General features: G+C 60.9%; 20 protein-coding genes. 11 read left to right on the top strand and 9 right to left on the bottom strand.

The genetic code is table 11. The annotated features are described in order from the left end of the window. The 8 genes from RTX98_RS02940 to RTX98_RS02905 form a co-directional block, all read right to left on the bottom strand. On the bottom strand, positions 1 to 500 hold a 500-nt coding region (locus RTX98_RS02940; RefSeq protein WP_312794452.1), incomplete at its 3' end, for an Arm DNA-binding domain-containing protein. 260 nt (positions 501 to 760) lie between these two features. Beyond that, positions 761 to 1,459, bottom strand: coding sequence for an ABC transporter ATP-binding protein (locus tag RTX98_RS02935; protein ID WP_312794450.1), 699 nt, complete (start codon positions 1,457 to 1,459; stop codon positions 761 to 763). Continuing rightward, the gene (locus RTX98_RS02930) at positions 1,459 to 2,214 is read right to left on the bottom strand and encodes an ABC transporter ATP-binding protein (protein ID WP_312794448.1); all 756 of its coding nucleotides are present in this window, start codon (positions 2,212 to 2,214) and stop codon (positions 1,459 to 1,461) included. The genes RTX98_RS02935 and RTX98_RS02930 overlap by 1 nt, the downstream gene beginning before the upstream one ends. Further along, positions 2,207 to 3,223, bottom strand: a complete 1,017-nt coding sequence (locus RTX98_RS02925) for a branched-chain amino acid ABC transporter permease (protein WP_312794447.1) — start codon at positions 3,221 to 3,223, stop codon at positions 2,207 to 2,209. The genes RTX98_RS02930 and RTX98_RS02925 overlap by 8 nt, the downstream gene beginning before the upstream one ends. Beyond that, positions 3,220 to 4,146 carry a branched-chain amino acid ABC transporter permease gene (locus RTX98_RS02920; RefSeq protein ID WP_312794445.1) on the bottom strand — a complete coding sequence of 309 codons (927 nt, stop codon included), beginning with the start codon at positions 4,144 to 4,146 and terminating at the stop codon, positions 3,220 to 3,222. Before RTX98_RS02920 ends, RTX98_RS02925 begins: the two co-directional genes overlap by 4 nt. Before the next feature lie 116 nt (positions 4,147 to 4,262). Beyond that, positions 4,263 to 5,444 carry an ABC transporter substrate-binding protein gene (locus tag RTX98_RS02915; RefSeq protein WP_312794443.1) on the bottom strand — a complete coding sequence of 394 codons (1,182 nt, stop codon included), beginning with the start codon at positions 5,442 to 5,444 and terminating at the stop codon, positions 4,263 to 4,265. Positions 5,445 to 5,526: 82 nt separating this feature from the next. Then, positions 5,527 to 5,973, bottom strand: a complete 447-nt coding sequence (locus tag RTX98_RS02910) for a cupin domain-containing protein (RefSeq protein WP_312794441.1) — start codon at positions 5,971 to 5,973, stop codon at positions 5,527 to 5,529. A gap of 26 nt (positions 5,974 to 5,999) precedes the next feature. Beyond that, positions 6,000 to 7,244: a flavin-dependent oxidoreductase gene (locus RTX98_RS02905; protein WP_312794439.1), complete on the bottom strand. Its 1,245-nt coding sequence runs from the start codon at positions 7,242 to 7,244 to the stop codon at positions 6,000 to 6,002. A 216-nt stretch (positions 7,245 to 7,460) separates the two neighbouring features. Between RTX98_RS02905 and RTX98_RS02900 the strand changes: the two genes are divergently transcribed. From RTX98_RS02900 to RTX98_RS02870, 7 genes are all read left to right on the top strand, one after another. Next, a complete protein-coding gene (locus RTX98_RS02900) occupies positions 7,461 to 8,423 on the top strand; it encodes an AraC family transcriptional regulator (protein ID WP_312794437.1) in 963 nt (320 codons plus the stop codon). Between the two features lie 175 nt (positions 8,424 to 8,598). Next, positions 8,599 to 9,129, top strand: coding sequence for a hypothetical protein (locus tag RTX98_RS02895; RefSeq protein ID WP_312794436.1), 531 nt, complete (start codon positions 8,599 to 8,601; stop codon positions 9,127 to 9,129). 44 nt (positions 9,130 to 9,173) lie between these two features. After that, a complete protein-coding gene (locus RTX98_RS02890) occupies positions 9,174 to 10,763 on the top strand; it encodes an ABC transporter substrate-binding protein (protein WP_312794435.1) in 1,590 nt (529 codons plus the stop codon). 72 nt (positions 10,764 to 10,835) lie between these two features. Continuing rightward, positions 10,836 to 11,846, top strand: coding sequence for an ABC transporter permease (locus tag RTX98_RS02885; protein ID WP_312794434.1), 1,011 nt, complete (start codon positions 10,836 to 10,838; stop codon positions 11,844 to 11,846). Continuing rightward, a complete protein-coding gene (locus tag RTX98_RS02880) occupies positions 11,843 to 12,694 on the top strand; it encodes an ABC transporter permease (protein WP_416223054.1) in 852 nt (283 codons plus the stop codon). Before RTX98_RS02885 ends, RTX98_RS02880 begins: the two co-directional genes overlap by 4 nt. Then, entirely contained in the window at positions 12,687 to 13,511 is an 825-nt protein-coding gene (locus RTX98_RS02875; RefSeq protein WP_312794433.1) for an ABC transporter ATP-binding protein, read from the top strand. Before RTX98_RS02880 ends, RTX98_RS02875 begins: the two co-directional genes overlap by 8 nt. Next, the gene (locus tag RTX98_RS02870) at positions 13,508 to 14,230 is read left to right on the top strand and encodes an ABC transporter ATP-binding protein (protein WP_312794432.1); all 723 of its coding nucleotides are present in this window, start codon (positions 13,508 to 13,510) and stop codon (positions 14,228 to 14,230) included. Before RTX98_RS02875 ends, RTX98_RS02870 begins: the two co-directional genes overlap by 4 nt. A gap of 2 nt (positions 14,231 to 14,232) precedes the next feature. Here the strand turns inward: RTX98_RS02870 and RTX98_RS02865 are convergent, their stop codons facing one another. Further along, entirely contained in the window at positions 14,233 to 14,664 is a 432-nt protein-coding gene (locus RTX98_RS02865) for an OsmC family protein (protein ID WP_312794431.1), read from the bottom strand. Between the two features lie 153 nt (positions 14,665 to 14,817). Between RTX98_RS02865 and RTX98_RS02860 the strand changes: the two genes are divergently transcribed. The 4 genes from RTX98_RS02860 to RTX98_RS02845 all read left to right on the top strand — a co-directional run bounded on the left by RTX98_RS02860 (position 14,818) and on the right by RTX98_RS02845 (position 21,692). Next, positions 14,818 to 15,120, top strand: coding sequence for an alkylphosphonate utilization protein (locus RTX98_RS02860; protein ID WP_312794430.1), 303 nt, complete (start codon positions 14,818 to 14,820; stop codon positions 15,118 to 15,120). Between the two features lie 294 nt (positions 15,121 to 15,414). Next, positions 15,415 to 17,688, top strand: a complete 2,274-nt coding sequence (locus tag RTX98_RS02855) for a diguanylate cyclase domain-containing protein (protein ID WP_312794518.1) — start codon at positions 15,415 to 15,417, stop codon at positions 17,686 to 17,688. A gap of 198 nt (positions 17,689 to 17,886) precedes the next feature. Then, positions 17,887 to 18,912: a sensor histidine kinase gene (locus RTX98_RS02850; RefSeq protein ID WP_312794429.1), complete on the top strand. Its 1,026-nt coding sequence runs from the start codon at positions 17,887 to 17,889 to the stop codon at positions 18,910 to 18,912. 233 nt (positions 18,913 to 19,145) lie between these two features. After that, on the top strand, positions 19,146 to 21,692 hold the full coding sequence (locus RTX98_RS02845; RefSeq protein WP_312794427.1) for an EAL domain-containing protein: 2,547 nt from the start codon (positions 19,146 to 19,148) through the stop codon (positions 21,690 to 21,692). Positions 21,693 to 21,846 lie beyond the last annotated feature (154 nt).

Genomic DNA, 21,846 nt, shown 5'->3' with positions numbered 1-21,846 from the left:
TTAGTAGTCCAAATTGGGCGTAGAATGACGAGGATGTCATCGGTCATGATCTGATCGACAGGCGTGTCCCAGATCGGTTTGCAATAGGTCTTCAGGGTCGAACGCCATTGTTCCCGGTGTTTGGCATTGCGGAAGCCACTTTCGATCTGCTGCACAAGGTCAACCGAGAAAGGCCCAAACAGAGGCACGCATGAGGCTAACGGCTGAACAATCTCCGTCTTCTCAGTGGATTTGCTGACTGCTTGCGGGAGCTCGCCTGCATGGACACGAGCCATCAGTTCATCGCGCTGCCTCCGGGCTTTGGCTAGGCTGAACTGGTGCTCTGCAGAGCCATATGACCCCAGTGTCCACTCACGCTGTTTCTTATTAATCGTCGCTTTGATAATGAAGCTTTTTGCGCCGCTATCGCGAACCCGTAGATACAAGTTGCCGCCGTCGGGATAGTTTCCCGCCGTTTTGATGGATTGAACGCGTTTGTCTGTAAGCTGATTGATGGGCACTCTGTTCTCCCGTGGGCCCACTTCAGGCCCACTTTCAGTGTGGAACAACAGGTAAGGTGGTGAGTCAGGGTGAAACGAGCAAGACGCCTAAGTGCCTGACATTGCAGCACTTAGCATCACTTTGAAACACCCTGAGAAGCCGTATAATCGGACCCCCTCTCCGCCACCGGCTTTTGTAAGCATTAAAAGCGCAACGCCTCTGCTGACCCCCGTCTACTTCATCGTCTTAGCGTCACGTCAGGCGCCTCAGAATCGCTTGCTCAAACGTGCAGGTAGCGGTTCTTGATGTCGGGGTTGTCGACGAGCCCGGCGCTGTCGCCGCTCCAGACGACGCGGCCTTTTTCGATCACCACGTGGCGGTCGGCGAAGCGGGCGAGGACGTCGACATTCTTGTCGATCACGAGAATGGCCTCGCCTTCGGACTTGATGGAGCGCAGGCAGGTCCAGATTTCTTCGCGCATCAGGGGCGAAAGGCCTTCGGTGGCTTCGTCGAGCACGATCAGGCGGGGGTTCGTCATCAAGGCGCGGCCAACCGCCAGCATCTGCTGCTCGCCGCCTGAAAGCTGGTTGCCCATGTTGCGCCGGCGCTCTCTCAGGCGCGGGAACATGGCGTAGATGCTGTCGAGCGTCCATTTGGGCGCGCGGCGGTCAGTGCGCCGCGTGGCGATAAGGTTCTCTTCCACGCTGAGCGTCGGGAAAATCTGGCGGCCTTCCGGCACAAGACCCAGACCTTGCTGGGCGATGGCGTGGGGCGGTTTGCCGGTCATGTCGCGGCCATCCACGAAGACCTTGCCACCCTTTGGCGGCAGGAGCCCGAAGATCGAGTTGATCGTCGTGGTCTTGCCCATGCCGTTACGCCCTAGCAGCGTCACGACTTCGCCGGCACGAACCTCGAAATCGATGCCGAACAGGATGCGCGACTGGCCATAAGCATTCTGCAGGCCTTCCACCTTCAGCATCAGGCGATCTCCTCTTCGCCGAGATACGCTGCGCGGACATCCGGATGTGCGCGCACGGCGGCGGGCTCGCCGGATGCGATGACGCGGCCATAAACGAGAACGCTGACATGGTCGGCAAGCGAGAAGACGGCGTCCATGTCGTGCTCGATCAGGACCAGCGTGTGCGAGCCGCGCAAGGAGCGCATCAGATCGACGAGAACGGCCGATTCTTCATGGCCAGTGCCGGCAAGCGGTTCGTCGAGAAGCAGGAGACGCGCGCCGGTGGCAAGGGCGATTGCGATTTCGAGCTGGCGCTTTTCGCCGTGCGACAAGGAGCCGGCACGGCGGTGGGCTCGGTCGGCAAGCTGGACACGCGCCAGGGCGGCACTTGCCTGGGCGTTGATGTCGTCTTCCCGACTGGCGTTGCGGAAGAAGCGGAAGCTCGATCCGGACCGCGCCTGAACGGCCATGGCGACGTTTTCCAGTACGCTGAAGCCGTCGAGAATGGAGGTGATCTGAAAGGAGCGGGCGAGCCCCAGATGCACCCGGTTTTGCATGGAAAGCGGGGAAATATCCCGCCCATCGAAGAAAATTCTCCCGGAATCACTCTTCAAATTCCCGGAAAGCTGATGAACCAGGGTGGTTTTTCCCGCTCCATTGGGACCGATCAGGGCGTGGATCTCGCCGGCCTCTACCGTGAGATTGACGTTGTCTGTGACCTTCAGGGCGCCAAAATTTTTGCGGAGGCCTTCGACCTTGAGCAGGACCTCAGACATCGGAGCCTCCCCGCAACCGTCGTGCAAGACCGCTCATGCCGTCGCGGCTCCCGAGCACCACCAGAACGAGGATGAGGCCGAGGACGAGCTTCCAGTGTTCGGAGAAGTGGGCGAGCACGTCTCCCAGAAGGATGAAAACGGTGGCGCCGATGATCGGCCCGAGCAGCGTTCCCATGCCGCCGAGAACCACCATGACGATCAGTTCGCCGGAGCGCGCCCATGTCATGTAGGCGGGCGACACGAACTGCACCTGGTTGGCCAAAAGAACGCCGGCAAGGGCAGCAATCATGCCGGCGATGACATAGGCGGTGAGCTGGAAGGAAAATGGCGAAAAGCCGATCGCGCGCATGCGGGTCGGGTTGTCGCGGGTGCCGCGCAGGACCCGTCCGAAGCGGGAGGCAACCAGCATGCGCATGAGCAGGAAGGCAGCCGCCAGCACGCCGAGCACGCTATAGAACAGGACGAGGTTGTCGCGCAGCATACCGGCGCCGAAGAGGGTTGAGCGTCCCGACAGGGACATGCCGTCGTCGCCGCCGAAGGCTGACAGCGACACCATGAAGAAGAACGCCATCTGCCCGAAGGCGAGCGTAATCATGATGAAGTAAACGCCGCTGGTGCGCAGCGAAAGATAGCCGGTGACAAGAGCGAAAAGACCGGAGACGGCGAGAGCGGCGGTGATCTGCAGCAGGAGATCGTTGATGCCATAGCTCGACAGGATGCCGACGGCATAAGCGCCAATCCCAATATAGGCTGCGTGGCCAAAGGACACGAGCGCGCCGTAGCCCATGATGAGGTTGAGCGAGAGGGCGGCCAGCGCGAAGATCAGCATGCGCGTGGCGATTACGACGATGAAGCTGTCGCCTGTTGCCAGTGCGAGCAGCGGTACGGCGGCAAACAGGCCGAAAATGAGCCAGGGTGCGCTTTGCGCGAGCAAGGGCCGGCGGACGTGAGGCGCATCGATTACCTGGGAGGAGACCGGCCCTGCTGACGGTGTCGCGGCCTCGCTCATCGTGTGCCTCCTCCCATCGGAAACAGACCGGTGGGCCTGAGGTAAAGCACTGCTGCCATCAGGATATAAACCAGCATGGGCGCAAGCGTGCGGCCCATCTGTGCAGCGGCGGCGGGGTCGAGCAGGTTGCGCAGCAGCATCGGGCCGAAGGAGCGACCAAGCGTATCCACGAGGCCGACAAGGATCGCCGCAACAAAGGCGCCGCGTACGGAGCCGACGCCGCCGATGACGATCACCACGAAAGTCAGAATGAGGATCGAGTCGCCCATCCCGGGATCGACCGACAGGATAGGCGCCACCATGCCGCCGGCGAAGCCCGCGAGCATGGCGCCGAGGCCGAACACGATCATGAACAGCCGGCGGATGTTGACGCCGAGTGCTGACACCATCGCGCCGTGGGTTGCACCCGCACGCAGCAGCATGCCGAGCCGGGTATGATTGACCATGAGGTACAGGCCGAGCGCCGTTGCCAGGCCGGCACCGATGATGAGGATGCGGAAGGTCGGATAACGCAGGTTGCCCATGAGCTGGATCGAACCCGAAAAGGCTTCCGGCATCGGAACGCTGAGGGGTGCCGATCCCCAGATGATCTTGACGGCCTCGTTGAGGATCAGGATCAGGCCGAAGGTTGCCAGGACTTGGTCGAGGTGACTCCGGTCATAAAGTCGCCGGAAGACTAGTACTTCCAGCGCAATACCAATGGCCAGCGTTGCCGGAAGGGCGATCAGGATGCCGTAGGCGAAGCTTCCCGTCGTGGCGGCGAAGGCGGCGGTCAGGTAGGCACCGATCATATAAAGCACGCCGTGGGCGAGATTGATCAGGTCCATGACGCCGAAGATCAGCGTCAGCCCGGCAGCAACCAGGAACAGCAGGATGCCGAACTGGATGCCGTTGAGGGACTGAAGAAGAAACAGGTTGAGCATAGGCAAGTCCGACAATCACGACGCAGCCGACGGAGCGCACAGCCCCTCGTCGGCCTTCTCGGAAGATGCGCGAAGGGCGATCGGCAAGCCGGAACGGCCTGCAACGCCCGACCGACTTACATCTTGCACTCGGACGCGTAGTTGTCCTTGTAGTCGTCGAAGATGGTCTCGACATAGGACGTCGCGAACTGGCCGTCCGCACGCTTGACCACTTTCGTCAGGTAGAAATCCTGGATCGGGAAGTGGTTGTCGCCCAAGGCGAACTGGCCGCGCGGCGAGGTGAATTCCGCAGTCTTCATGGCCTCGCGAAGCGCATCCTTGTCCTGGAGATTGCCGCCGGTCTTCTTCAGCGCCGCATCGATCAGCATGGCGGCATCATAGGCCTGAACGGCATAGGTCGCCGGAACACGCTTGTATTTGGCCTCATAGGCGGTCGTGAAAGCCTTGGCTTCTGGCGTATCGAGGTCCGGTGCCCAGTTCGACCCGGCCATGAAGCCGAGCGCGGCGTCTTGTTGTGCGGGAAGCGTGGTTTCATCCACCGTGAAGGCGGACAGGAACGGCGTTCCTTCGAGGCCGGCCTGGCGATACTGCTTGACGAAGTTCACACCCATGCCGCCGGGAAGAAAGGCATAAACGGCGTCCGGCGCATCGGCTGCGATCTGCGCAAGTTCGGCCGAAAAATCGAGCTGGCCGAGCGGGACATAAAGCTCCTGTGCGGCCTCGCCGGTGTAGGAATGCTTGAAGCCAGCCAGCGCATCCTTGCCGGCCTGGTAGTTCGGCGCAATCAGGACAACGCGCTTGTAACCCTGCGTTTCGGCATATTTGCCGGACACTTCGTGCATCTGGTCGTTCTGATAGGAGGTCACGAACAGGTTGGCGTTGCAGTCCTTGCCGGCGAGGTTCGACGTGCCGGCATTCGTGCTGATGAGGAAGGCGCCCGAACCCGTCACGGGCTTCACGATGGCATTGAGCACGTTGGAGAAGATCGGTCCGACCACGAAGTCGACCTGATCGCGTTCCACCAGCTGCTGTGCCTTGCTGACCCCGATATCAGGCTTTTGCTCGTCGTCCTGGATGATGATCTCGGCATCGAGCCCGCCGAACTTGTTGCCGAGCTTTTCTGCCGCGAGCAGGAAGGCGTCGCGCGATTGTTCGCCGAGAAGTGCGGAGGGCCCGCTCAGCGTATAGATCAGGCCGATCTTGACCTTCTTGTCTTGCGCCTTGTCCTGGGCATGGGCTGCGCCGGTCAGCGCGGTTGCAGTCAGCAGCGCGAGCGCCAGCTTGGTCATCTTGCTCATCGTTCCACCTCTAAAAACTTATCATTGTTATGGCCTTTCGCCCGAATGACTGCGCTCCCACACGCAGCGGCCGGACGGTTCCCTATTCACTCGGCGGAGGCAGGAACTGAACCTCGTGCGCCGATGCTATGCGAACAACTTCTTGCGGGTCACCGACATTGTTGATCTTGGTGAATAGGTCCCACAGTTTCGCGGATGGCGATACCCAAAAGATGCACTTCACGACTTGGTCGGACTTGTTGAAGATGCCATGCGCGATGTTGCGCGGCAGGCAGATCAGATCGCCCGGTCCTGCCACCACATCCTTGCCGTCAAGCAAGAGGTCGAAGCGGCCTTCCAGCATGTAGATGAACTCGTCCTGCGTGGTGTGGATGTGAGGCGGGACGAAGGTGCCGGGCGGGAAGGTCGCGTGCCAGGACATCGAGCTGTCATAGTGATGCTTCGGCACATAGGTCTGGCCGAGAATGTTCCAGACGATCCCGTCGATGGACTTGCCGGATTGGGTAATGCCGGCTTCATGTTGGGTCATCGTGATGGTCCTTCTTGTGGTTCAGATCAGGAAGCGCGGGCCTGGTTGACCTGGCTGGTCGAAAAGCCTGCGGTTGCGGCATAGCCGCGGACGATCGCCTCGCGTTCGGCAAAGCTGATGACGCCGTCGAGGTCGGCGCATCCGTTGGGCGCGCGCCGCTCGACTTCATCGATGACGCATTCGGGGCCGCCCTTGCGATTGAGGCGCACGATCTCGGCCGTGGCCGGCAAACGCGACGCTTGATAGGCGGCCAAGGCAGCACGGCCATGTTCGGCTCGCGCAAGACAGTCGGCCAGCATGCGCGCATCGATGATGGCCTGGCTCGCGCCATTCGAGCCGACCGGATACATCGGATGCGCGGCGTCTCCGATCAGCGCCACGCGGCCATCCGTCCACCAGGGCAGGGGATCGCGGTCGCACATCGGATATTCGAAGAAGGTGTCGGTCGCCCGCACAAGAGCGGGCAGATCGATCACGTCGACGCCGAACTTCTCGACATGCGGCATCAGCTCTTCATGCGTTCCGCGCCGGCTCCAGTCTTCTCGCTTCGGGGCAGGCGCACCATCGACGCCGGGGCGGTAAGTCACCACCCAGTTGTTGAGGACCTTGCCCGGCTGCGTACCCCGCGCAATTGGGTAAAGCACGAGCTTGTAGGTAAAGCCGCCGGCCACGATCATGGTGCGGCCATCCAGGAACGGTTCGGTTTCGGTCGCGCCGCGCCACATCATGACGCCGTTCCATTTCAGTCCGGCCTCGTTCGGGAACATCTGGCGTCGGATCACGGAATGGATCCCGTCGGCGGCAATCACGACATCGCTGCTGGCGGAGGGGATTGCGCAGCCTTCGGCGAAATGAACGGTGGCCGAGCCTTCGTCTTGCGAATAGCTCGTGCAAGGCTGGCCTGTTACGACGGCATCCGAACCAAGCCGCTCCAGCACTGTTTTATGCAGCATCGCCTGGAGATGGCCGCGATGAATGGAGAATTGCGGCACGTCATAGCCGGCGTCGATGCCGCGCGGCTCGCGCCAGATTTCCTGGCCGTGGCGGGTCGCATAGATCAGTTCGCGCGTGCGTATGCCGATCTCGTCCAGCGCAGGCAAGAGCCCAAGCTCCGCCAGTTCGCGGATCGCGTGCGGCAGCACGTTGATGCCGACGCCGAGTTCACGGATTTCGGGTGCGGCCTCGAAGATCTGGCAATCGAGCCCGCGTGCATGCAGCATAAGGGCCGTTGTCAGGCCACCAATGCCACCACCGACGATGATTGCTTTCATCGCTGTTCCCCTTGTTTGCGCTTAGTCTTGGCGCTGCAGCACTTCGGCTGCTTGGGGGCGATGCTACGAGGGCTTGTCCGCCTTTCTATCGTTAAAGCGCCAACTTGTCGGCAAAGCGCCAAAATCACGATCCGAGGAGTGCTGCAACGCACGGCTTGCGCAGGACGAACGCGGTGATAGTTTAATCTTCAAATAAAAAGATCAGGGGACATGAAGATGACGCAAGCAGGCTGCCTGTACCGGCTTTCGCCCTCGCTCGATGCTTTCCAGGCTACCATGTCGGGACTTCTGCGGCCATGCCGCATCAGTCAGAAGTCGAGCCGCACCTACCGCACCGAAGTTTCCCATGGCGGCATGCGGCCCTTCGGGCTGACAGCCATCCGCATCGGCGGACAGGCGCGCATCGCGGTGGACGCGCATCGTGACATGACGCTGCTGCAAGTGCCGTTGCAAGGCAACTTCATTTCGCGCGACCGCCGTGGCGATGGCCTGCTTTATGGCGCAGGGCTCAACGCGCAGCTGGTGGATGCGCATTCGCCGATCGACCTCGAATTCGAGCCATCCACCCGCATGCTGATCTTCAACCTGAACGACAGCCAGATCGAGCTGATCGGCGGCAAGCAGGTGGTTGAGCAGTTCACCTACAAGAACCGCGTCATCACGCTCGACAATGCCGCCGGAAAAGCCTTCTACCAGCTGGCGCAGTTCGTGATGCGTGAGATCGAAGCGGATCAGAACACGTTCTTCAATGACGGCCTCGCCGACCGGCTTGAGGATTGTCTGCTTCTGTCACTGGCCGCGGCCCTGGAAGCATCGCCGCAGCCGGCCGCGCGCTCGGGGCCCGTTCCTTACTACGTGCAGCGGGCTGAGCGCTTCATGGCCGATCGGCTACGCGATCCGCTGACGTTGACCGATATCGTGCAAGCTGCCGGCACAAGTGCGCGCACGCTGCATCGGACTTTTCGCGAGGTGCGCGGCGACACGCCGCTCGGCGTGTTGAAGCGGATGCGGCTTGAACGGGTTCATTCCGAGCTTGTCGGCGGCAAATGCGCGACGGGCGACATCACCCGCGTGGCGATGGGCTGGGGCTTCAATCACATGAGCCTGTTTGCCGCCGATTACCGCAAACAGTTCGGCAGGGCGCCTTCAGCGACGGTGATCGAGGCCCGCAAATGCTGAGCGGGCTGCCTCCTATCGCCGCTCGCGACCATGCTGCCGCATCGTAGCAAGAACCTATTTGCTTGCGGCCCTACAACGCAAAAAACGTTCGCTCTATATCGTTTTGGCGGGTGAAAATCGCTGCCCAAGCTTCTAGCCAAAAGCGTACCTTCCTGGCAGCTGAAACGAGCCACGCATGACACGCTTATCGCCGATCGCCTATGACACCGCGCCCGAGCGCCTGAAGGCGGGTCTGGAAGAGGAACTCCGTCTACGCGGACGGTTGACGAACCTGAAGCTGATCCAGGCGCGGTCGCCGGTGGCGCTGCGGGTTTATGGCGAATGGTTCGCCCTGAAGGATGCGCTGAATGCGCGATTATCCGATCGGGCGATCTTCATCTTCTCACTGGCCATCGCGAAGGCTCAGCGTTCCGAGATCCCGGTCGGTTTCTTTCGACGTGCCCTGAGCCAGTCCGGCTTTGATCCGGATCGGCTGGAACTTTCCGGGGAAGAGGAGCTGTTGCAGGAATTCGGCAGCGTTCTCGGCTCGGACGCCAACGCGGTTTCAGACGGGCTCTGGCTCAGGCTGGCAGAGCATTACGACGACACCGTTCTGGTCGATCTGGCTGCTTTCGCCGGCATCATGGTTGCCACGACCGTGTTTGCCAACATCGTCCAAGCCGAGGCCGATGACGACGTTGTTCCCTTTCTTGAAACCCGTCCGTAAGCGGATAAACCGCCGGACAAGCTCTGTCTCACAGGAGATCCTTCATGACGCTTCATCGGAGCAAAAGCGCGCTTTTGGCTGCAGTCTTTACGACCGTCAGCCTTTTTGGCGCCATGCCGGGGCAGGCTGCGACGCCGCCTAACGCGCTGGTCGTGGCGCAGTCGATCGACGATGCCGTCAGCTTCGACCCGGCTGAGGGATTCGAGCTCACCACTGTCCAGACCTTCAACAATGTGTATCAGCGCCTGGTGGAAGCCGACAGAAGCGACGGCACGAAGATCGTTCCGGCGCTGGCTGCGGACTGGAAGGCAGGTGAAGACGGCAAGAGCCTGACCTTTTCGATCAAGCCGGGCGCGCAGTTTGCGTCGGGTAATCCGGTGCGCCCCGAAGACGTGATCTTCTCGCTGTCGCGCGCGGTCAAGCTCAACAAGACGCCGGCTTTCATCCTCAACGAACTCGGCTGGAAAGCCGACACGGTCGATGCCGGCCTGAAGAAGGTGGACGACACCCATGTTCAGCTGTCTTGGACCGCCGATGTCGGTCCGGCCTTCGCGCTTGCGCTGCTGACCGCACCGATCGCCTCGATCGTCGATGAGACGACCGTGAGCGAGCATGTATCAAGCGATGATTTCGGCAATAACTGGCTGAAGACCAATTCGGCCGGCTCCGGCGCCTTCTTGATCGCCAAGTACCAGCCGCATGAGGCTCTGGTTCTCACAGCCAACCCGAAGGCTGCGGTGAAGCCGAAGCTGGAAACGGTGATCCTGCAGAACGTGCCGGATACGGGCGCCCGCCGCCTGCAGATCGAGCAGGGCGATGCGGATATCGCCAGGGGTCTCGGCGCCGATCAGGTCGATGCCATCAAGAAAGAAGGCAAGCTCACGGTCGAGGCGGTGCCTTCGGCCCGTTCCGATTATCTGCTGATCAATTCGGCTGCGAACGAAACGCTCGGCAAGCCGGCCTTCTGGAAGGCAGCACGTTATCTGGTCGACTATGAAGGCATTACGCGCGATCTGCTGCGCGGCCAAAGCAACATCCATCAGGCTTTCCTGCCGGTCGGTTTTCCCGGTGCTCTGACGGATAATCCCTATAAGCTCGATGTCGAGAAGGCCAAGCAGATCCTGGCGGAGGCCGGCATCAAAACGCCGTTCAAGGTCGAGTTCCCCGTTTTCAACGAGCAGCCTTTCTTGTCGGTTGCGCAGTCCCTGCAGGCAAGCTTCGGGCAGGCCGGCATCGAACTCGATATCCAGCCGGGTGCCGCCAGCGACATCTATGCAAAGGGTCGCAGCGGCAACTACCAGTTCACGCTGCGTTACTGGATCCCGGATTATCTCGATGCGCATTCCAACGCATCTGCCTTTGCGATCAACAAGGACAACTCGGCCAACACCGTTGCCAAGCAGGCCGGTTGGATCATCCCCGAACTGAGCGATGAAGCACTGGCTGCCGTTAAGGAACAGGACCCGGCCAAGCGCGCAACGCTTTACGAGACGATCCAGAAGGAAATTCAGGAAGAATCGCCTTTCGTTTTCATGTATCAGGGTGCCGATCAGGTGGTGCTCGGAAAGAACGTGAAGGACTATGTGCAAGGGCTCAACTCGGACCAGGTCTATTATGACCAAGTCTCGAAATAAGTGACGATCGCCGATCAAGGCTCGTTGCGCGACAAAGAGAACACCCGCCGGCCAGAGGGTCGGCGGGTGTTCTTGCGCGTGCGTCAAGCCGCGCGCTGGATCCTGTCCTTTGTCCTGACCTTGTTCGGTTTGGTGCTGGTCACGTTCATCATGACGCGCACCTCGCCGATCGACCCGGCCTTGCAGATGGTCGGCGAGCATGCCAGCCAGTCCACCTATGAAGCGGCGCGGCTGCAGCTCGGGCTCGACCAGCCGCTGCCGGTGCAGTTCCTGATTTATCTAAAGAATGCCGCGACCGGGGAGTTCGGCACCGCGATCAGCACCGGTCAGCCTGTTATCAGCGACATTGCCCGCACCTTTCCGGCGACGCTGGAATTGGCGACGGTCGCGATCGTTCTTGCCGCCAGCTTTGGTTTGGCACTCGGCATTGCAGCCGCACTCAAGCCGGGCAGTGTGCTCGATGCGGCGGCGCGGCTCGTTTCCCTGATCGGCTATTCGACGCCGATCTTCTGGCTCGGTTTGCTGATGCTTCTGTTGTTTTACGCCCGACTGCATTGGGCGCCTGGCCCCGGACGGCTCGATGTCACTTACGCCTATACGGTCGAGCAGGTGACCGGCTTTGGGCTGATCGACACGTGGCTTTCCGGTTCTGCGGGAGCCTTCTCCAATGCCGTCGGCCACCTTGTGCTGCCGGCCCTGGTGCTGGCGTTTTATGGCATGGCCGGCATCGCCCGCCTGACACGTGCCGCCATTCTGGCCGAGCTCAATCAGGAATATACGGTGTCCGCACGCGCCAAGGGTGCCAGCCGGATGCGCGTCGTGTTTGTCCATGTCCTTCCCAACATCAAGGGAACGCTGCTGACCGTTGTTGCGCTGGCTTATGCCAGCCTTCTGGAAGGCGCGGTGTTCACTGAAACCGTGTTCGCCTGGCCGGGCATCGGCCGCTATCTGACGACCGCGATGTTTTCGGGCGACATGCCGGCGATCCTGGGCGCGACGCTGGTGGTTGGCGCAGCGATTGTCTTGTTGAACGCGCTGACGGATTTCGCGGTCGGTCGCATCGAAGGAGCGCGGCGCCGGTGACCGCCATCCCTGTGGAACCGCGCAACAGAGCCAAACGCAAGCTTCTGCGCTCGCCGTCGGCCGTGATCGGCGGCTTGATCATCTTGGTGGGGCTGTTCGTAGCGATCACCGCGCCTGTTCTTGCGCCCTTCGATCCTTATGCGCAGAACACGGTGATCCGCCTTGCCCCACCGGACAGCGTGCACTGGCTGGGCACGGATGCCTTCGGGCGCGACCTGTTTTCGCGCATCCTTTATGGCGCCCAATCGACCTTGTTGCTGTTGCTGCTGGTGATTGTCCTGATGGCGCCGCTCGGCGTGCTGGTGGGCATCGTCGCTGGCTTCTTTGGCGGCTTCGTTGAGCGCGTGTTGATGCGGATCACTGACATCGTCATGTCCTTTCCCCGCATCCTGCTCGCATTCGCCTTTGTCAGTTTGATGGGTGCCGGCCTCGTCAATGGTGCACTGGCGCTCGCGCTCACACTTTGGCCGGCTTATGCGCGTCAGGCGCGGGCGGAAACGGCTGCATTGCGCCAGAGCGATTATCTTGCGGCATCGGAAATGCTCGGCATCTCCAGAACGCGCCTTCTGTTCGGCCATGTCCTGCCCATGGTTCTGCCTTCGGCCGTAATTCGGCTGGCGCTGGATCTTTCCGGCATCATCCTGGCTGCGGCAGGGCTCGGCTTCCTAGGCCTCGGCGTTCGCCCGCCGACGGCGGAATGGGGCTCTATGGTGGCTGAGGGAACGCAGGTGATCTTCGATCAATGGTGGATTGCGGCGGCACCGGGTGTGGCGATCCTCGTCACCTCGCTTGGCTTCAACCTTCTGGCCGACGGCTTGCGGGACGTTCTGGATCCTCGCCATGACTGATCCGATCCTCGATGTCCGCAATCTAAGCATCGCGCTGCCGAGCGATGACGGCTGGCGCACCATCGTTTCATCGATCTCGCTGACGATCGGGCATGAGATCGTGGCGCTTGTGGGTGAGTCCGGTTCCGGCAAGTCGATGACGGGCAGGGCGCTGATGGGCTTGCTGCCGCGTCATGCCAGAGTGACTGCCGATAGCCTGGCTTGCGAGGGCGAAGATCTTCTGACGTTGAGCGAGCGAGACTGGACGAAAAAGCGGGGAAATACGCTCGGATTGATGCCGCAGGATCCGAAAACCTCCCTCAATCCCGGTCACAAGATCGGTATTCAGGTGGAAGAAGCCCTGCTTTTGCACACAAAACTCCGAAAAACTGAGCGGCGGAAGGCGGCGATCGACATGCTGGCCCGTGTCGGGCTCACCGATGCCGACAGGATCTACCAGTCCTATCCCGGTCAGTTGTCGGGAGGCATGGCGCAGCGCGCGATGATGGCGGCCATGCTGGTCAATCGGCCACGACTTTTGATCACCGACGAACCGACGTCGGCGCTTGACCGCGATGTTCAGGCGCAGATCCTCGCCTTGCTTGGGGAATTGACGCGAGACTTCGGCATGGGTCTGCTTCTGATCAGCCATGACCTCGTTCAGGTTTCGCGCTTTGCCGATCGCGTGCTCGTCATGCGGCAAGGGCGGATCGAGGAAGAACTGGCGGCATCGGACCTGGACAAGGCGCGGTCGCCTTATACGCGCAGCCTCTGGGCGGCCCGACCCTCGGCAGCCACCTATGGCGAGCGGCTGCCGACTGGCGAGGAAGCTCGATGACCAGTGCGGTCGATATTCGCGGGCTCGACATCCGATTTTCAGGCGCGGCACGTGGTTTCCACGCCGTGCGCGATGTCAGCCTGGAGGTACGGCAAGGAGAAAGCTTCGGCCTGATCGGTCCATCCGGCTGCGGCAAGACCACGGTGCTTCGCGCGCTGGCCGGGCTCAACACGGACTGGACCGGCGAGATCAGCCTTTTAGGCGAACGGCTGGTGCCGGGCCGTCGGATTGCCGGTGAACTTCGCCGGCGCGTGCAGATGGTGTTCCAGGACCCTTATTCATCGCTCCATCCCAAACATCGGATCGGGCGCAGTCTGGGCGAGCCTTTGGCCTTGCACGGTTCCAAGCAGGTGGAGCGCGATATCGGCGAGGCTTTGCGGCAGGTGGGATTGTTGCCCGCGCTTGCCGATCGCTACCCGCATCAGCTTTCCGGCGGACAGCGCCAACGTGTCGCCATTGCGCGGGCACTGACGGCGAGACCCGATCTGCTTTTGCTCGACGAGCCGACATCGGCACTCGACGTGCTGGTGCAGGCGGGCATTCTCAACCTGCTCAACGACCTCAAGCGTGCTCGCGGCATGACTTTCGTGCTGGTGAGCCACGATCCCGGCGTGATCGCGCATATGTGCGACCGGGCTGCGGTGATGAGCGCCGGGCAGGTGGTGGAGCGGCTCGACCGGGAGGGTCTGATCAACCGCACCAACGCGCTGGCGCTCTGATTTCAGCTGCGCACCGTCAGGTTGAAGGCGGGCTGGCTTTGGATTGTGTTGCTGACCGTGCAGATGCTGCCTTCCGCAAGTTCAGCGATCTGCTGGCGAGTGGTATCGTCGAAGTCGCCCACAATTTGAAAATCGATGTCGAATCGGGCGACGCGTGATGGCTCGTCGGGAGCCTTCTCGCCTTTGACCTCGACCATGACGTCGGTCAGCTTGTCCAGGACCCCAAGCTTGCTTGCCGCCATGCGGGCGCTGATAGCGAGGCAGGCGGAGAGCGACGCATAAAGCAGATCGAGTGGGTTGAAGCCCGCTTCGGAAGCGCCGGTCTTGATGTCGATGGCACCGCCGGTTGCCGAAACCACATGCGGAAAGCCGGTGCGGCCCATCGTGGCCGTGGCGCCCGTCGGGCGAACCTTGATCTTCGGTGCAGTGCTCATGACAACCTTCTTGGAAGTTCGCATCCCATACGGACGCAGCCTGTAGAAGATAAGGTCGGCCGAGCGCTGCTGCCAGCGGATCATCGGTTTGAACCCAAGCCTGCTTTGCTGTAGGTCCACCCCATATTAGAAGTTGCACGAGTAGGAACCAATATGTCGGATCAAGATGATGCCTATGTCTATGACGAGGTAACGGGCGAGTGGCGGCCGGCTTCCGAGATGGCGGCGGCTGAGGCGAGTGCGGCAGAGGTGCGCGATGCTTCAGGCAATGTTCTGGCCGATGGCGACTCGGTTGTTCTGGTGAAGGACCTCAAGGTCAAAGGTGCCGGGCAAACGCTCAAACAGGGCACGCTGATCAAGTCGATCCGGCTGACCGACAATCCCGAGGAGATCGATTGCCGTCATGATGCGATCAAGGGCCTCGTGCTGCGCACGGAGTTTGTGCGCAAGCGCTGAGGCGCATTGGGATGCGGCCCTTCAGCGAGGTAGCCTCGTTCTCACGCATAAGTGTGACGCACCATTATCCATATGGCAGCAGCGATGGAGCCTCGCTGTATGCCAGAAATTCCCTGTTAGGGACTCCCTGCCAGTGATGGCGCAAGACGGGAACGTGCGCCTTGCTTGCCGCCATGCTCCCTGGCGCAAACCACGTGTTGAGCACTTTGCCTGCCTATGTTTTTGACCAGACATCTCCGCTACTGGCTCTTCATAGCAACTCTGCTTCTGGGGTTCTGCGGTGCGTCGGCCTTGATGCTCACGGAACTGCGCCGCGACAGCTGGACGATCGCAAACACCGGCGCGCGCAATCTGCTGACAGTTCTTTCGCAGGACATCGAAAGCAATATCGGCTCTTATGATCGTGTTCTGCTGAGCGTCGTCACCAAGCTCGAAGATCCCGAATTTGGAACGCTTGATACGCGGCTTCAGCAGTCCTTCGTGTTCGGCGCCACGCTGATCAAGCCCTATTTCACCAGCCTTCTGGTTCTGGACAAGGACGGCAACGTCATCCGCGATGCCGGCGGCGTGCCGCCCCGCGTCGACAATTTCTCGGACCGCTCTTATTTCCAGGCGCATGCGAACGACAAGTCGGTCGGCCTCTTCATCAGCACGCCGTTTCAAAGGCGTCTGACGGGCAATGACGAAGTGCTTGGCCTCAGCCGCCGGATCAATGCACCCGACGGCACCTTTGCCGGCGTGGTGGTCGGTACGTTGCGGCTGCAATATTTCCGCGATCTGTTTGAACAGGCCGAGTTGAAGTCGCACGACTCCATCAACCTGTTTTCGCAAACCGGCACGCTGCTGATGCGAAGCCCCTATCTGGAAGACCAGATCGGGCGCGATCTATCCGCAACGCCCAATGTGCGCCGCTTCATCGCGTCCTCATCCGGCAGCTTCTCCGGCGTTGCGGCGGTGGACGGCGTCACGCGGGTTTATAATTTCGTTCGGGTCGGCAATCTTCCGCTGATCGTCAATATCGCCCTGTCGCATGAAGATATTTTCCAGGCATGGCGCACGCAGGCCTTCTGGATCGGCGGCGTGCTTACGCTTCTTTGCGCCATGACGATGATGCTTGCCTTTGTGGTGCGGCGTGAATTCGTCAAACGTGCGCAAGCCGAAGCGGTAACCCGGCAAAGCGAGGCGCAATATCGGCTGCTGGCAGAGAATGCCACCGATCTGATCATACGGCTCGATGGCGACCTCGTGCGGCGCTATGTGTCGCCGGCATCCCACGCGATGCTCGGCCTCGATCCTTCGGAAATGGTGGGGCATCGTACTCGCGGAATCATCCATCCCGATGATTGGCCGACCGTCGAGAAGATGGTTGCCGAAGCACGCCGGACGGGAAAGCCGGCGGAAGCGATCTACCGCCTGCAGCACAAATCAGGCGCTTATGTCTGGGTGGAAGGCCGCTACAGTTTCGTTGCGGATGACGAAGGCTTCATTGTTGTTTTGCGTGATATTTCCACCCGCAAGTCAGCTGAGTTGAAGCTGGCGGCCGCACATGCCGAGCTGGCAAAGCGGGCGAACACGGATGGTTTGACGGGGCTTGCAAACCGCCGCCGCTTCGACGAGGCGTTCGAGGCCGAGCATGCCAAGGCCGTTGAACAATCCAAATCACTGTCGCTTCTCCTGATCGATGTGGACCGCTTCAAGCTGTTCAACGACACCTATGGCCATCAGGCCGGCGACGAATGTCTGCGCCGTGTCGCCAAGGCGATCGAAGCCTGTATCCGGCCGAGCGATCTTTGCGCGCGCTATGGCGGCGAAGAAATTGTGGTGCTTTTGCCCGGGAGTGACGATGCAGCCGCCTACAGGGTCGGCGAACGCATTCGGATGGCGGTCGAGAGCCTCGACATCCCGCATCTGGAGAATGAGTCCGCGGGCAAGCGGGTGACGATTTCGATCGGTTGCGCGACGCAGGAACCGGGGTCGGATGAGCCCGCCTTGGCGCTGATCGCGCAAGCGGATCGCCGTCTTTACGAGGCCAAGCGAACCGGCCGCAATCGCGTTTTGTCGGCATTCTCCATGCCGACGGCTTCCGAGCCGCCGAAACTGAAAAACGAACCCGCCCGCCTCGAAGTCGTCGAGACCTTTCTTGGCTCCGCACAGGAAAAAGGGTCGAGCAGCCTCGATCTGATTGCACGAAGTGCGGCCGAGCTTCTGGATGCGCCGATCGGCTTCGTGTCGCTTGTTGGAAAAGACGAGCTGACGCTGATCGGGCGTCATGGCCTTGGCATCAGCACGGTGCCGCGCGACATTGCTTATTGCTCGCACACGATTGCGGGCAGCGAGCCCATGGTGGTTTACGACGCGCTTTCCGACACGCGCTTCAAGGAAAACCCGCTTGCCCAGGGTGATGAAGGGCTGCGCTTTTATGCCGGTGCGCCTTTGGTTGATCCCGAAACGGGAGAGACCGTCGGGGCCGTTTGCGTTTCCGATTACAAGCCGCGTGACAACGTGACGGCATCCGAGCGGGACATCCTCAAGGATCTGTCCAAGCTCGTCATCGACGAGCTGCGATAAACGAGCGCTGCGCGGCCAAACAGCGCCGACGATGCGCCGGGCTTTTTCGATCAGCCAATAAAGCTTGTAGAACCCCTAAAGCGCAGCTATGCGGGAACGGACTTAAACGCGATCCGGCCGCTTATTTCAGGTATTGCTGAATAGAGTTTGCCGAATACTGCTTCTTAGCAGTGGCGCAATTCGAGGGTTCCGGGATCGATGTCTGTTTTCGGCGTGGCGGAAAGGCTGCGTTCTTCTCCTGCCCAGGCCTGGACCCTGTGTTTCGTGGCCTTCGCCATCTCGCTTGCCGCACGCTTCTTGTTCGACGACATGCTGCCGGCCGGTTTTCCGTATCTGACCTTTTTTCCGGCTGTGATCCTGACGGCATTCTTTGCGGGCTTGTGGCCGGGGATCGCCTGCGCCGTGTTGTGCGGGCTTTCGGCCTGGTACTGGTTCATTCCGCCGTTCAATAGTTTTCACGTGAATCATCAAAGCTTCATCGCCTTGCTGTTTTACGCCTGCATCGTGTCGGTCGACATCCTGCTCATTCAGTTGATGCACGGCGCGACAGAAGGTTTGCGAGCCGAGCGAGCCGTGACCCGCGAACTGTATGACCAGCAGCGCGAGATGGTGGCCCAGCTGAAGGACCGCGAAGAGCGGCAGCAGGTGCTGCAGAACGAGCTGTCGCACCGGATGAAGAACACGCTCGCCATGGTACAGGCCGTGGTCGGGCAGAGCCTGCGCCATGCACCGGACCTGAAAACCGCCTCCGACACGGTTTCCGCGCGCATCCTGGCGCTCGGCCGCTCGCAAGACATGCTGACGCAAAGCAATTGGCAGAGCGCGGACATCCGCTCCATCATCGAAGCGTCGCTCGTTCCGCATGTGGATCATCCCGGACGCTTCCAGGTGGATGGCGATCCAATCGAGCTCAACGCCACGCAAAGCATGGGCTTGGCCTTGATGCTGCATGAGCTTGCCACGAATGCCGCCAAATATGGCGCGCTGAGCACCGACTCCGGCACCGTAGGGATTGCCTGGAAACGACGCGAGGAGCGCCACTTCGAGCTTACCTGGAGCGAAAGCGGCGGTCCGGTTGTTGTTACACCAACGCGGCGCGGCTTCGGCTCACGCCTGATCGAGCGCGTTGTGCCCGGTTATTTCCAGGGGACAACCTCGGTGGACTACAGACCGGAAGGTCTGCAGGCAACGCTGACCGGCGTGGTGGAATCGCAGACGGTCTGATCTGCACGCACATGCATTGCTTCATGCGCGTGCATGTCATTGCTCCAGTTCAAGTGGCAAAATTAACGTATGTTATAATTGGCGCCCAGTTCATGAAGCGAACTTGCCAGCAACCCGAGCATGGCTGCGCCATTATTTGAGTTGGCGCGGTTTATAGTACTGAAATTAACTCGAATCTCATTTCAAGAGAACTATATCCGGTACAGCAGCAAGCCTGGACCCGCCGGATGCCGATGGAATTGTCTTCAAGCGACGAAGCTCTTCGCCAAGAAACCCTTCGACGCTACGACATCCTGCACACGCCGCCGGAAGGCTTTTTCGACAAGATCGTGCAGATGGCGGCTTCTGTTTTTCAGACGCCGATTTCGCTCGTCACGCTCGTGGACGACGATACCCAATGGTTCAAAGCCAGGGTCGGGCTGGATATATGCGGCACCGACCGCAGGGTTTCCTTTTGCGACCATGCTATCCGTCAGCCGGACGTGATGGTGGTGGGCGATGCGTTGGAAGATCCGCGCTTCCGCGACAATCCTCTGGTGACCGGGGCGCCGTTCATCCGCTTCTACGCCGGCGCGCCCATCGTTGCGCCCAATGGCTCTGCCTTGGGAAGCCTGTGCATCATCGATACCAAGCCGCGACCAAGGCCGAGCGAGCAGGAACTCGACTTGCTGCAGCAAATGGCCAGCCTGGTCATGCAGCAGTTAGAAACGCGTGTGCTGGAAAGCGTCAAGCGCGGCGCGATCGAACTGGCGCGCACGACACCCGATGCGGTCGTGGTAATCGGCACGCAGCGCGAAGTCATGTTCTGGAACAGAAGTGCCGAGCGTATTCTCGGCCGAGCGCGCGAGACGATCGTCGGGCGTTCCTTCGAGCAGATCTTTCCGGCCATCCAAGGCGACAAGTTGCAGGCCGCCCTTGAAGGCAGCCGCGATGCGCCGTTCGAGGGCTTCGTCATTCTCCCGGATGGATCAAGCCGTGCGATCGAGTTCACTGCGGCACCCTGGAACGATCATGGCCGCCCCTATGTGGGCTTCATGATCCGCGACATCACAGACCGTAAGAAGGCCCGTGCATCCTTGGAAGCAGCGCTGGAAATAGCGGAAGCCAGCAAGCGCGAGGTGGAAGACAGCCGGCGCTTTCTCGATGCGGTGATCGAGAACCTGCCGTCGGTCGTCTTGGCCAAGGACGAGGCCTCCCGTTATATCCTGGCCAACTCCGCTGCCGAGACGTTTCTCGGCGTGCCACGCAGCGCCATTCTCGGCAAAACGCCAGAGGAGCTGTTTCCAGCCTGGCGGGCGCAATACATCCTCGCCGAAGATGCGCGCATCCTCGGTTTGCAGGAAGGGCGTATCCTGGAAGAGGAATATCGCCACGCGACGCCGACGGGCGAACGGGTTCTGAAAACGAAGAAGCTGGCGATCCGCAGTAGAGACGGCCAAGCCAATCGCATCCTTGCGCTCGGCGAAGACATCACCGAGGAGCGCGCGACCGCGGCTCGGATCGCTTATATGGCGCATCACGACCCGTTGACGTCGCTGGCCAACCGGACGGCTTTCAATGAGCGTCTGGCGTCAGCCTTGCGGATGGCGCCCGAAAGCGGCGACTTTGCCGTTCTTTATCTCGACCTCGACGACTTCAAGAGCGTCAACGATACGATGGGCCCGCGCATTGGCGATGCCGTTCTTGCTGCTTGCGCGCGCAGGCTTCGCGCTGCGATCCCGGAAGAAGCGTTTCTTGCCCGTTTCGGCGGAGATGAGTTCGCCATCCTGCTGATGGGAGACGACCCGGACGCCAAGGCACGGGATCTGGCCGAAACCCTGCATCGAGCACTCGCCGAGCCGTTCGACATAGACGGCAGTTCGGTCATGCTGGGGACGAGTATCGGCATCGCAATCGCGTTGCGCCATGCGTCTACCGCGGAAGAACTCCTGCGCTGCGCCGACATCGCGCTCTATGAAGCCAAGCGCACGGGTCGCGGGACGCTGTGCTTCTTCGATCCCGATCTCGACCAGGTCACCCGCGATCGCCACGCGCTGGGCAAGGACCTGCGCGAGGCGTTGGCACGAGAACAGTTCGAACTCCATTATCAACCGGTCTATGCGGCCGTTCCGCGTCAGCTGATAGGCTATGAGGCGCTGTTACGCTGGCGCCATCCCGATCGCGGCATGATTTCGCCGGCCGAGTTCATTCCCATCGCGGAAGAAACCGGACTGATCCACCTCCTTGGCGAATGGGTGCTGCTTACCGCCTGTCGTGAAGCGGCGACCTGGCCGCAGGACCTGCAGGTGGCGGTCAATCTGTCACCGGCGCAGTTCAAGCGCGAAGGTCTCGTGACGCTTGTGCGGACTTGTCTCGAGGAAACCGGCCTGACGCCGGCTCGTCTCGAGCTGGAAATCACCGAGTCCGTGCTGCTCGACGAGACGCTGGCCAACTTCTCCGTCCTGAAGCAGTTCCAGAGCCTGGGCGTGAAGATTGCGCTGGACGATTTCGGCGTCGGCTATTCGTCGCTGAGCTATCTCCGCTCCTTTCCATTCGACAAGCTCAAGATCGACCGCTCCTTCGTCACCGAGATGCCATCGAGCAAACAGGCGGCGGCGATCGTAAGGGCGATAACCACGCTTGGCCATTCGCTGGGCATGATCACCACCGCAGAAGGGGTTGAGACGCAGGAGCAGCTCGATGCCTTGCGCCAGGAGCGCTGTGACCTGATCCAGGGCTACCTCTACGGGCGCCCGCTGCCTGCTGAGCAGCTCGTGCATAAGGGTGGACAGGGCGTCTGAGAGCATCCTGGAAGGCGCTTCCGGACGCGAATGGGGCTCCCCAACGGCTTCCGCAGCGTGACCATCGATCTGTCGCAAAAAGTTCAAATAGCCGCAAAAAGCGTGTTGACTCTCGTCGGGCGTCTGCGTAGAAAGCGCTCATCAACGAGGGCGG

Source organism: Tianweitania sp., assembly GCF_032053605.1.
Lineage (GTDB): Bacteria > Pseudomonadota > Alphaproteobacteria > Rhizobiales > Rhizobiaceae > Tianweitania.
This window is presented reverse-complemented; position numbering and strand designations above follow the sequence as displayed.

Excerpts from the sequence above, each read along its gene's own strand:
- RTX98_RS02915 (WP_312794443.1), bottom strand. The coding sequence starts at position 5,444 with ATGAGCAAGATGACCAAGCTGGCGCTCGCGCTGCTGACTGCAACCGCG.
- RTX98_RS02870 (WP_312794432.1), top strand. The coding sequence starts at position 13,508 with ATGACCAGTGCGGTCGATATTCGCGGGCTCGACATCCGATTTTCAGGC.
- RTX98_RS02895 (WP_312794436.1), top strand. The coding sequence starts at position 8,599 with ATGACACGCTTATCGCCGATCGCCTATGACACCGCGCCCGAGCGCCTG.
- RTX98_RS02920 (WP_312794445.1), bottom strand. The coding sequence starts at position 4,146 with ATGCTCAACCTGTTTCTTCTTCAGTCCCTCAACGGCATCCAGTTCGGC.
- RTX98_RS02905 (WP_312794439.1), bottom strand. The coding sequence starts at position 7,244 with ATGAAAGCAATCATCGTCGGTGGTGGCATTGGTGGCCTGACAACGGCC.
- RTX98_RS02935 (WP_312794450.1), bottom strand. The coding sequence starts at position 1,459 with ATGCTGAAGGTGGAAGGCCTGCAGAATGCTTATGGCCAGTCGCGCATC.
- RTX98_RS02865 (WP_312794431.1), bottom strand. The coding sequence starts at position 14,664 with ATGAGCACTGCACCGAAGATCAAGGTTCGCCCGACGGGCGCCACGGCC.
- RTX98_RS02890 (WP_312794435.1), top strand. The coding sequence starts at position 9,174 with ATGACGCTTCATCGGAGCAAAAGCGCGCTTTTGGCTGCAGTCTTTACG.
- RTX98_RS02855 (WP_312794518.1), top strand. The coding sequence starts at position 15,415 with ATGCTCACGGAACTGCGCCGCGACAGCTGGACGATCGCAAACACCGGC.
- RTX98_RS02875 (WP_312794433.1), top strand. The coding sequence starts at position 12,687 with ATGACTGATCCGATCCTCGATGTCCGCAATCTAAGCATCGCGCTGCCG.
- RTX98_RS02930 (WP_312794448.1), bottom strand. The coding sequence starts at position 2,214 with ATGTCTGAGGTCCTGCTCAAGGTCGAAGGCCTCCGCAAAAATTTTGGC.
- RTX98_RS02900 (WP_312794437.1), top strand. The coding sequence starts at position 7,461 with ATGACGCAAGCAGGCTGCCTGTACCGGCTTTCGCCCTCGCTCGATGCT.
- RTX98_RS02845 (WP_312794427.1), top strand. The coding sequence starts at position 19,146 with ATGGAATTGTCTTCAAGCGACGAAGCTCTTCGCCAAGAAACCCTTCGA.
- RTX98_RS02925 (WP_312794447.1), bottom strand. The coding sequence starts at position 3,223 with ATGAGCGAGGCCGCGACACCGTCAGCAGGGCCGGTCTCCTCCCAGGTA.
- RTX98_RS02850 (WP_312794429.1), top strand. The coding sequence starts at position 17,887 with ATGTCTGTTTTCGGCGTGGCGGAAAGGCTGCGTTCTTCTCCTGCCCAG.
- RTX98_RS02910 (WP_312794441.1), bottom strand. The coding sequence starts at position 5,973 with ATGACCCAACATGAAGCCGGCATTACCCAATCCGGCAAGTCCATCGAC.
- RTX98_RS02860 (WP_312794430.1), top strand. The coding sequence starts at position 14,818 with ATGTCGGATCAAGATGATGCCTATGTCTATGACGAGGTAACGGGCGAG.